Source organism: Desulfosarcina sp. (genome assembly GCF_046496365.1).
Lineage (GTDB): Bacteria > Desulfobacterota > Desulfobacteria > Desulfobacterales > Desulfosarcinaceae > Desulfosarcina.
Genome location: NZ_JAWOHB010000122.1, coordinates 1 through 10,114, shown reverse-complemented (window position 1 = coordinate 10,114; position 10,114 = coordinate 1). Strand labels below are relative to the sequence as shown.

Here is a 10,114-nt window from a genome sequence, read left to right as displayed (position 1 = left end):
GGGTACCAGTACGGTTTTGTGCATAGTGAGCTCCTTTTTTAAACAGGCATCAATCCTTAGATTAAAAAAGCTATAGATAGCGCTAAAGCCTCACTACCTGCCCCGCCGTCGCGGGAATGAGACATCAGCTTTTTACGAGTTCATCGAGGTTGGGGGGTGACATGCCGTTCTTTAATGGGTAAAAAAATTCTCATTATGAACGGTATTACATATAAAAGTATGAAAATTATTTCACAACAGTCGATGCAAAATTTGCATTAAAAACATAACCAACTGTAAACAATATAAAAAAAACATAATAATTTTCCGGCACTGCTCTTGCTTTAATGTTGTCATTGTTTCCGACAACTTTCGCAGCTCTATAAGGTGGGAGCTAACCGTGAAAAATAAAATGCTTTATTTTATACTGGCTTTTGCAACCGTTGCAATCATAGAATTGTTTCCCTTGGAAATTGCTTTTACCGCCCTGCAAGATCAGACCAACGGTTTAGCGGGCGACACCTTGACTGCATCCAAAAATGATGTGCAGGCCTGGGATGCCGGCCCCGGCATCAATCAGGAGGTGTCTGCCCAAAGCAGCGAGGGTGCTGGTTCGATGGCGACGGCTTCATTTTTAGATTCGGTAACCATACTTCTGCTGGGCACCGGTCTGATCGGTCTTGCAGGGTTGGGAAGGAAGAAGACCTAAAAGCAAGGCTGATCCTGATTTCTGACAGCACCCCATCCTTCAGGACGGGTAAAATATAAAACAGGCTGCGTCCCGGGTGGCGCGGCCTGTTTTATTTCAACGGTCCGATGTTCAACGCTGGCAGGCCGTCAGCGACCCGCGGCGGGTGCTGCCCGGCTATTGAAGATTCCCCGTTCGCTCGCTAACCCCGCCGCAAGCAGCGGGGAATGCGTTCGCTATCGCGGTTCATTCAGAAAGGGGTAGTCGTTGTACCCCTTTTCATCGCCGCCATAGAAGCTGTCCGGATCCGGCACATTGAGCGGGGCGTTGCGGCGATAGCGCTCCAAAAGGTCCGGATTGGCCAGGTAGGGGACCCCGAAGGCCACCAGATCCGCCGCGTTCTCGGCGACGGCCTTTTCGGCCGATTCCCTGCCATAGCCGCCATTGATCATGAGTGTGCCGGTGTAGATCTTGCGCAGCGCGGCGGCCACCGGCGCCACGCCTGCCTGGCTCTTGAATGTGGGGTGCCCGGGCAGCGGTTCGATGAGGTGCAGGTAGGCCAGGGGAATATCATTCAGCGCTGCAGCCAGTCGGCTGTAAAGGGCCAGGGGATCCGATTCGTGCATGTCGTTGAAAACCCCCCGCGGTGAGATGCGCAAGCCCACCCGCCCCGGCCCCCACACCTCCACCACGGCCGTGACGACCTCCAGGGCAAAGCGCATCCGATTGGGAATGTCCCCGCCGTAGGCATCGGTGCGTCGGTTGGAACCGTCTTTCAAAAACTGTTCGATGAGGTAGCCGTTGGCCCCGTGGACTTCCACCCCATCGAAACCGGTACGTTTCGCCAGCCTGGCCGCATGGGCAAACTGGCCCACAATGCCGGGGATCTCATCTGTGGCCAGCGCCCGGGGCATGCCGGGGGGTTCAAACCCGTTGGGGGTGAATACCATGGTGTCCGCCTTGACTGCCGAAGGCGCGACGGGGTCTTTGCCGTCCGGCTGCAGGGATGGATGCGAGACCCGGCCGGCGTGCCACAGCTGGTTGAAAATCCGGCCGCCATGTTGATGGACCGCCTCGGTGACGGCTCGCCATCCCTCGGCCTGGTTTTCGGTGCAGATGCCGGGGGTGAACATATACCCGTTGGCGCTTTCAGAGACCTGCGTGGCTTCGGTGATCAGCAGGCCGGCCGTGGCACGCTGAACATAATGGGTGACTGCCATGGGTTTGGGTACGCCATTTTCATCGGCCCGGTTGCGGGTCATGGGGGCCATGACCATGCGGTTGGGCAACACCAGGGGGCCCAGGGTATATGCAGTCAACAGTTGAGTTGGCATGGTTGGATTCCTTTCACCGGTTTCAATTGGCTTGATTTTTGATCAGACCCGGTTGATCGATCGTGTCGGTTCGGAAGGCGAACCGCCCCGAGGGCCGGTCTCTTAAGTAACAGCGCAAGGTCTTTTCGACCACCTTGAAGGCGATATCGTCCCAGGGGATTTCAACTTCACCCAGCAGTTTCACCTCCGAGCTTTCCCGGGTGGGGTGAAAATCCGGTGCGATCAGCCGAGAGCGGAACATCAGGTAAATCTGGTGAATGTGAACGATATCGACCATCAGGTAGGGGGTCAGGTCCGTCACGGTTGTGCCCGTCTCCTCGAAGGTTTCCCGTCGGGCGCCGGCTGCTGCGGTTTCGCCGTTTTCCAGGAAGCCGGCGGGAAGGGTCCAGTATCCTTTGCGCGGTTGGATGTCCCGGCGGCACATGAGGATGCGATCCTCCCAGACGGGGATGCATCCCACCACGAGCTTGGGGTTCTGGTAATGGATTGCGCCGCAGGAGGGGCAGACGTGGCGAGGCCGGTCGTCATCGACGGGAACCGTGAGCGCAACCGGGGCGCCGCACTGGGAGCAGAATTTCATCCGGTCATATCTCCATCCGGGTAATGGCAATCATTCCGCCAAAGCAGACATCCACATCGCTGCCGGCCGATCGGGGGCGGTCGTGAATGATTCCCCGGTAATGAAAAACCCCTTCATCTTCAACATAGCGATACCGGTGGGGGTGCTTGTCCAATGGGCATACGCGTTGACCCAGCACCGAGTCGGCATGGATCGGACTGGGCAGGTTGACGTTCCAGAACTGTCCCGGTTCGAGTGGTTGTTTCAAGATGGCCGCAAGGCATTGCGCGGTCTGTAATTGTGCACTCGGCCAGTCCACGGTCCAGTTTGGGGCGATGTATTGGGAAAATGCAACTGCGCGGACACCTAAAATGGCTGCCTCGCGGACGGCGGCCACGGTGCCCGACTGATAGACATCACTGCCCAGGTTGGCCCCCGGGTTGATGCCGGCAATGACCCAGTCGGCATCGGGCACAAACTGCTTGAGGGCAAGCCGGGTGCAGTCGGCCGGTGTGGCGTGAACGATATAGGTACGGCCGTCCGGCCGATGCACGCGGATCGGCTGCTTCATGGTCACCTGGTGCCCCATGTTGGATTGGGGCGTCGCCGGCGCGACGACGGTAATCCTTCCCAGCGGTTCAACCGCTTCGACCAGGGCAGCCAGCCCGGGCTGGTCGAAGCCATCATCATTGGTTAGGACGAAATTCAATTCGGGCTCCGCAAATGGGTCTGATGGCGAGTGAGCATAAGCAGGATCATACCAGCCGCGCGCCAGAAATCAACCCCAAGTGCCGGTCACAGAACGATTTGCGGGGCTGCCGACGATCGGGGGGCGGCAGCCCCACGCACGGTCAGCCCACCGCCGTATGGCGCGGACCCTGGCCGTGGGCCAGTCGATCCCAGCGATTCAGCAGCGGCGCGGGGGTCAGTTTTCCCAGGCCGTTGACCTCAAAAAATGAGTCGATTTCCAGGCGGTTTCCCTGACGCCACAGCCGTTTGAGTATTTCTCCGGCTTCAGGCCGCAGGCACCAGCGGTTGTCCAGCCGGCGTTCAAGGTGCGCGGCCAGTTGCGCCTCGCCCACCCATCCCAGCAGGTAATCCGCGCAGTAGAATTCCGGCACCAGATCAAACAGATGGCTTTCGGGCTGGTGGTAAAAGCCGGTGGCCCGGGCCATGGCATCGGCATAGGGCCGGCCGTCGGACAGGTCGCCGCCGGCGAACATCTCATACTCGCTGATGAACTTGGCCGCGTAACGGCGAAAGACGGAGATGTCCTTGAGGTCTTTGTAGTAAACGATCGTGGAGACGGTTTTCTCGGGCAGCCCCAGCAGCGATTCCAGAACCGGCCGGGAGAGGGCCATGCGCTGCAGCAGGAAGGCGTAGACTTCAGACAGGTTGAAGGCCGTGGCCAGTTCACGCGCCACCACCGGCAGCGCCGGGTCGGTATATACGGCTGACAACCCGTGGCCCAGCTCGTGCCAGAGGGTTTCCAGATCGATCCATCCGCCCTCGGGCCGCATGAGCAGGTGAACCTGTTGGGGAATTCGGACCATGACGGAGATGGCCTGGGCACTTTTGCCCGCCGTCGGCTGGAGGTCCAGACGAAGACCGCGAAGGCGGGCCACGTCGATCCCCCAGCGCTTGAAGAACCCCAGCGTGGCCGCGGGGTCGGCCACCGGGCACAGATGATCCCACTGGCTCAGGCTCAGCAGGTAAATGGCATCGAACCGGCTGAGTCGATCCAGGGAAATGCCGAAGCGCTCGCGGCTCCATGCCTGCATGGCGGCAAAATAGAAATCGTGGCTGCTCTGGAGAAACTGTTGGGCCAGATCGTAGAGACGATGGTAATCGATGCCCTTTTTCTGGCTGCAGTAGTCGATGTAGCTGTCGAATCCCAGTTCGTCGGTCAGGGTTTCCAGCACGATCGTCCAGTAATTGATGGCAAAGGGTTTGAGCAGTCTGCAAAGGGGGCCGGTCTCCTGCTGCAGCCGCTGGCGCTTGAGCAGGGTGCTGGATTTCTGGCACCAGGGGATGACCTCTTGGAAATAAATCTTTTCACCGTCCACATAAGCAGCCGCACCACGGCTCCAGGCCTGCATCTCGGTTTCATGGGGCATCAGTTTGCGCTGGAGGTAATGATCGATCAGCCCATGGCGGATGCGCGTGCGGGTGCCGGAATCTGCGATGGCTGCCGTGCGGGCAATGTTGTCGCGCGTCAGCATGTCTTCAAAACCGGCGTATATCCCTTCCGGATTTCGGTCGACCGGGCGACCCTGCCAGAGGGAAAGGGCCCGCCCGGCCCAGCGGATGTTGAGCGTCCGGATGGCCGCTGCGAGCTGTTGGGGGTCCGGGGTCGATGGTTGGCCGATCATGGGGTCTCCATCCAAAAGGGGTTGTTGCCCGGTCGGGCATGTGCTAAATCGGGTTCATCCAGACATCTCCGGATGGGCGCCAAAACCGTTTCCCGTTGCAGAATGTAAGACACGCGTGCTGGGCGGACAACGGGTATCCAAACCAGAAATCAAGAACAGGAGACCACCATGAGCAATCCGATCCCCACGCGAGCAGAGGCCCTGGCCCTTCTCAAAACCTACAACCGCAGCGAAAGCCTCATCAAGCACGCCTTTGCCGTGGAGGGTGTCATGCGCTACATGGCCAGAAAATATGGGGAAAATGAAGATATCTGGGGGGTCGTGGGCCTGATCCACGACCTGGACTACGAGCAGTTCCCCGACCAGCACTGTAAAAAAACCGAAGTGCTGCTGAGGGAAAACAACTGGCCGGAAGACCTGATTCGCGCCGTAATCAGCCATGGCTGGGGTATCTGCACGGATGTGGAGCCGACAACCAACCTGGAAAAAGTCCTTTTTGCCATCGATGAACTGACCGGCCTGGTGGCCACATCCGCCCTGGTGCGACCCAACAAAAGCGTCATGGACATGAACGCCAAGTCAGTCAAAAAGAAGTGGAAGGACAAACGCTTCGCCGCCGGTGTGGACCGGTCCATCATTCAAAAGGGGGCCGAAATGCTGGGGGTGGAGCTGGGCGATCTGATCACCGACACCATCATGGGCATGCGCGAGGTAGCGGACGAGATCGGGCTGAAGGGAGACGCGTAGCATGGCGACACCAATCAGCAGCATCCCCCTTCCCCCCCGCAGCTGGCGTTCTCCCTGCCATGAATCCAGCCGGAGATGATGTAGGCCGCGCACCCCACCCCCGGAGTGACCCGGATGGCCGCCGTGGGGCAGTTCAGGGCGCAGGCACCGCATTCCATGCAGCCATCCTTATCCACCAGCCGCACCTTTTTACCATTCATGGCAAACACCCCGTGGGGACAGACGACCTCGCACGACCCGCAGCCCACACACAGATCCGCCTCGTATTCGAGGGTGGTTACGCCGGGCAGGTATCGGAAGTTCTGCATAAAACACTCCTGGGTTGCTGAAAGTACAACCTATAATCTGCGTTGATCAATTATTATTTTCCGGAATTGTTCTCCTGGGGTTTAAGCCTAAACCAATAAGCGACTCTTTGTGCGGCTATCCCCCCATAAATCCGGCCCCCACCCAAATGATGAAGGCGGCAAGGGCGCCGACGGCCTGGGCAGGGATGGCCCGGCGCATCTCTTTTTCGACGCCGGTGGGTGAGGTGAAGGGCGTCGACCCGGTAAAGTTCATGGCCAGATACGAACTGATGGCCATGATGAGGAGCGTCAGGGCCAGCATTTCGGGCCGGGTCAATTGTCCGGTCAGGGTGGCCGACAGCATGGCGCCGGCAGCCGCGCCAAGGGCCGCCCCCTTGACGGCAAAGGCCCGGCCGGGCAGCCAGGGCAGTACGGCCGGTGCCATTACAGCGCCGGCAGCCACAGCCAGAACGTATGCCAGAACGGCTGATGTGCCCCGGTAAAAAGCGGCGCTGACTGAAAAGAAGCCCTCGCCCAACCCGGAGAGCAGGAACAGCGCCGGTATCAGGTAAAGCGTGGGTTTGCCCAGGTGGTTCAGTTCCACCGGGATCAATTCCACCCGCTCCCGGAATGAAAAGGTGACCTTGCGCATAGCCGGGGTGGCCTTCATTCCATTATCCAGAAAGGCCTTGATGGTCCTGGCGTGCACCGGCCCCCAGATCACCTCAAACCCGCAGAGGCTTTTCACCTGGCGTGCAGCGACCCCGGTGGCTGCAAGCTGGGGAAGGATCAGGCGCCGATGCGTGACGATTTTTTCGAGGCCGGTTGCCTTGACGCGTTCGGCCACCTCCCGGGTGGAGAAAGTCCCCTTTCCGGCCGCACACCAGACGTTGATGCTCCGGGTGTCCAACACCAGAATCCAGGCGTCGATGCCCGCCAGCGAGCAACGCAGGGCATCGAAGGTGAGTTTGTAGTTGGCGGTAACCAACACCGGCGAACCATCGTCCGGCGAGCCCGCGCCGTAAATCCCCGGAGCGATGCTGTAGCTGTCCCGACCGATACCCAGGCGGGCGGAAACGGTTCCCAGAATATCTTCACGGATCAGGTGGGTGCTCACCCGGGGAACTGGACCCGCCGGCGTCTCCATGAACGCTTCGACAAAGCCCCACCGGCGGAAGCCGGGCGTTTCACCCGTCGCATGGGGCTCGGCGGGCCGGCTGCCGCAGCAGGAGGCCGTGTTACCGCTGAACACAGGAAATTCCGGTGTCAGCCCGGCGGCGGGTGTCTCCCGGCTGCCGCATGGGGGTGACTTTCGGTTCTCTTTTTCTTCCGGGCAGCACGATGCCATCGTATACCTTGCAAGCCGGCGGTGTGGTAAAGCCGAGAGCCCTGGCCACGCCCGGCTCATCAGCTGCGGCTTTTTAGGCCTCTTTTCTCAGCAACAGACGGCAAATCTTACTCTCTGGCGCCGCGATAAAGAAGAAGGAGAGGATAAACAGCGGAACGGCAAAGAAAAGTCCCACCACCGGAAGGATCAGAAAGCCCAGAAAGCCCAGCGCCAGCGCCAGGGGCAGGATGATCAGCCCGATGGTCCGGCTGGACCATTTTTGACTCACACAGTCTTGTCTATTCATTGCAAACCTCCATTACGATCGCTGTTCGTTTAAATTCGGTGGACGTAAAATGCTTTGACCCTAAAGATTGCAATGAAATTGGAAATATCAACAACCCGCTATTGATGGCCTCGTAAAAAGCCCCGGTGTGTCATTCCCGCGAAGGCGGGAATCTATAACTATTTGAAACTTATGGACCCCCGCCTCCGCGGGGATGACAATAAATCTGAGATTTCGACTTTTTACGACTCCGTCAAAATTGATTATGATTACCATCTATGCGTTTGGCAGTCCATAGTTCTCAGAACGGTTTTAAGATTCGGTCAAATCCCTTTTCTGGAAAACACCCAGCAACCCGCTGCGTAAGTCCGAAAACCCCCTTTGAGGGGGTGTGGCCGAGGGTCGTTACAAAAAAGGGGGGTAAATCGGCATTTAGGCCGAGGGTCGGTCAGAATGGGAATTGGGAAGCCTATGGTTCCAGTTTGGCGTTGAGGGAGATGTCCACACCCGAAAGCGCTCGGGATACCGGGCAGTTGGTCTTGGCTTTTTCGGCCAGTTCCAGGAACGTCTGTTCATCCATGCCGGGTATGTCCGCAGTCGTGTCCAGGTCGATTTGGCTGATGGCGAAGCCCGCTTCCGACTTGTCCAGATGGACGCTCGCCCGGGTGTGGATACGGTTTTGCGTAAACCCCGCCTCTCCGATGAACAGTGACAGGGCCATGGAGAAACAGCCGGCATGGGCCGCACCGAGCAGTTCTTCCGGATTGGTCCCGCTACCGCTGTCAAATCGTGAAGGAAATGAGTAATCGACTTCAAATCCGCTGCTGCCGATTCGCATTTTCCCCCGTCCGTTTTTCAGCGTACCCTCCCAGATCCCTTCGGAATGTCTGACTGGCATGGTCAATCTCCTTTCTTTACCCGGCAGCGATGCTGTCGCCGGTATTTTTAAAAATCAGGGGCGCGCGATGGCAGTAGCGCCACCTGAAGCGCAGATCCTATTCCAACAGACATTCAAAATAATCGATCCAACCCGTCCCATCCATGGGTTGTGCACCCTATTTCTTGTTTATGGGTGCCTTACCGTGCGAAGATACCAGGAATAGAACACCCTATTTTATTTCGATGACCCCCCTTGGGCTGGCGGTACACCGGACAGGATCGGTGCCGTGGTCAATCCGCCTCTCACCGGCCATGCATGAAAGTCTTCATGCGGTTTAAACCCGACGCCGACAATGCCGTCACGGCTGTACAGTGTCCAGGCGTAGCGCGGTTCATAGACACTGGTGGTCGATGACCAGTAGGCATCCTGCACGTTGACAAACGGGTGACCGAGGGTCAGCGCCGGCGAATGCGCGTTGAGATCGACCAGGCTCTCCAACTCCCGGATGTTGGGCAGGCGCCAATCGCTGCAGCCGCCAAATTGTTTGCGGTTGAACGTCTTGACCATCGACAATGCCTCTTGCCAGGTTAGCGGACGGCCAGTCAAATCGCCATCTCTGCGCCAGATCAGACCCGTGTGCGCGTCATGGACGGAGGCATCGTCAACAATTGTAAAACGGGCCTCCCCGCTGGTACCCGCATCGACCGGTTTTTGATTGCCCGGGGAAACCGGCCAGACCAGATACGATCCATGTTTCATCCCGCGGTGGACACGACCGCCCCCCAGGTGGACATACCAGGCCTGATCGGGAAGGCGGCAACAGGAATCGGCGGTCCAATAGTAGCCGGTAAAGACATTGTCGAATGGATGGCCGCCGGGAAGTGCCGGATTGACCTTTTGATGACTGATCAGAGCAAAGAGGAGATCGCGAGACGGAAGCCGCCAGTTGTCGTATCCGTGTGCCTGGCGTGCCCGCATCCCCGCGACAAAGGCCAGCGCCTCGTTCCAGGTCAACGGATGTTCTGCCGGATTGGCATCTCTGCTCCAGGCCGCTCCGGTTAGATCATCCGCGACGACATGGCGCAACAGTCGAAAGCGCTGACGCGGCGGAAGGTGGGTTCTTTCAAAGGATGCATCCTGTCCGCTATTTTGGCAGGGGACTGCCCGACCTTCCTGGGCGTAGCATTTGTTCTGGTCGGTTTCCAGAAGGCGTCGATGCAAGTTTTACCTGCAATCAGTGCTCAAAGGTGATGAACGGCTTGGCTTCGATGAAACCGCCGTCATTGAGCATCTCGTGGTTCTCGACGTCAGGTGCAAAACCGAAAGCCTCCACATCCTCGCCAAAAACCCCCGGCAGGCTATGGCTGGTGGATGCGGGAAACGCGCCTGCCGAAGACTGCAGCCGGGTTATAATCGGTGTTTCGGGAATCTTGGCGATCTTCAAGATTTCCTCGATATACACATTGACCATGCTGACCATCTGCTTGGCGGTATCTTTCATCTGTTTGATATGGGCTTCGAATTTGGCCACGGCGTCGTCGGGGCTTTTTGCATCGACGATGCTGCTGAAATATCCATGCTTGACTTGGCTGTCGGCATCGATTTCGTCAAACGAGAAATGACCAATAAACAACATAGCGGCTTCCTTTCTTTTT

12 protein-coding genes are annotated in these 10,114 nt (G+C 58.2%); 2 read left to right on the top strand and 10 right to left on the bottom strand.

Features of this window, described 5'->3' with window-relative positions; genetic code table 11:
- Positions 1–379: 379 nt before the first annotated feature.
- Positions 380–688, top strand: a complete 309-nt coding sequence (locus R6V78_RS11105; protein ID WP_410289430.1) for a hypothetical protein — start codon at positions 380–382, stop codon at positions 686–688.
- A 215-nt stretch (positions 689–903) separates the two neighbouring features.
- On the opposite strand, the gene R6V78_RS11100 is transcribed toward R6V78_RS11105, so the two are convergent.
- The 4 genes from R6V78_RS11100 to R6V78_RS11085 form a co-directional block, all read right to left on the bottom strand.
- The gene (locus tag R6V78_RS11100; protein ID WP_410289429.1) at positions 904–2,001 is read right to left on the bottom strand and encodes an alkene reductase; all 1,098 of its coding nucleotides are present in this window, start codon (positions 1,999–2,001) and stop codon (positions 904–906) included.
- A 22-nt stretch (positions 2,002–2,023) separates the two neighbouring features.
- Positions 2,024–2,581 (bottom strand): NUDIX hydrolase, encoded by a 558-nt coding sequence (locus tag R6V78_RS11095; protein WP_410289428.1) that lies wholly within the window; start codon positions 2,579–2,581, stop codon positions 2,024–2,026.
- A 4-nt stretch (positions 2,582–2,585) separates the two neighbouring features.
- Positions 2,586–3,269, bottom strand: a complete 684-nt coding sequence (surE, locus tag R6V78_RS11090; RefSeq protein ID WP_410289427.1) for a 5'/3'-nucleotidase SurE — start codon at positions 3,267–3,269, stop codon at positions 2,586–2,588.
- Between the two features lie 142 nt (positions 3,270–3,411).
- A complete protein-coding gene (locus tag R6V78_RS11085; protein ID WP_410289426.1) occupies positions 3,412–4,932 on the bottom strand; it encodes a hypothetical protein in 1,521 nt (506 codons plus the stop codon).
- A 168-nt stretch (positions 4,933–5,100) separates the two neighbouring features.
- On the opposite strand from R6V78_RS11085, the gene R6V78_RS11080 reads away from it, so the two are divergent.
- A complete protein-coding gene (locus R6V78_RS11080; RefSeq protein WP_410289425.1) occupies positions 5,101–5,679 on the top strand; it encodes an HD domain-containing protein in 579 nt (192 codons plus the stop codon).
- Positions 5,680–5,693: 14 nt separating this feature from the next.
- Here R6V78_RS11080 and hgcB read toward each other — a convergent pair whose 3' ends face one another.
- The 6 genes from hgcB to R6V78_RS11050 form a co-directional block, all read right to left on the bottom strand.
- Positions 5,694–5,987: a mercury methylation ferredoxin HgcB gene (gene hgcB, locus R6V78_RS11075; protein WP_410289424.1), complete on the bottom strand. Its 294-nt coding sequence runs from the start codon at positions 5,985–5,987 to the stop codon at positions 5,694–5,696.
- Positions 5,988–6,102: 115 nt separating this feature from the next.
- Complete coding sequence (hgcA, locus tag R6V78_RS11070; RefSeq protein WP_410289423.1) at positions 6,103–7,314, bottom strand: mercury methylation corrinoid protein HgcA; 1,212 nt, start codon at positions 7,312–7,314, stop codon at positions 6,103–6,105.
- 73 nt (positions 7,315–7,387) lie between these two features.
- Entirely contained in the window at positions 7,388–7,600 is a 213-nt protein-coding gene (locus tag R6V78_RS11065; RefSeq protein WP_410289422.1) for a hypothetical protein, read from the bottom strand.
- Positions 7,601–8,048: 448 nt separating this feature from the next.
- Positions 8,049–8,477: an OsmC family protein gene (locus tag R6V78_RS11060; protein WP_410289421.1), complete on the bottom strand. Its 429-nt coding sequence runs from the start codon at positions 8,475–8,477 to the stop codon at positions 8,049–8,051.
- A gap of 216 nt (positions 8,478–8,693) precedes the next feature.
- On the bottom strand, positions 8,694–9,680 hold the full coding sequence (locus R6V78_RS11055; protein ID WP_410289420.1) for a DUF1566 domain-containing protein: 987 nt from the start codon (positions 9,678–9,680) through the stop codon (positions 8,694–8,696).
- A gap of 13 nt (positions 9,681–9,693) precedes the next feature.
- On the bottom strand, positions 9,694–10,114 hold a 421-nt coding region (locus tag R6V78_RS11050), incomplete at its 5' end, for a hypothetical protein (RefSeq protein ID WP_410289419.1).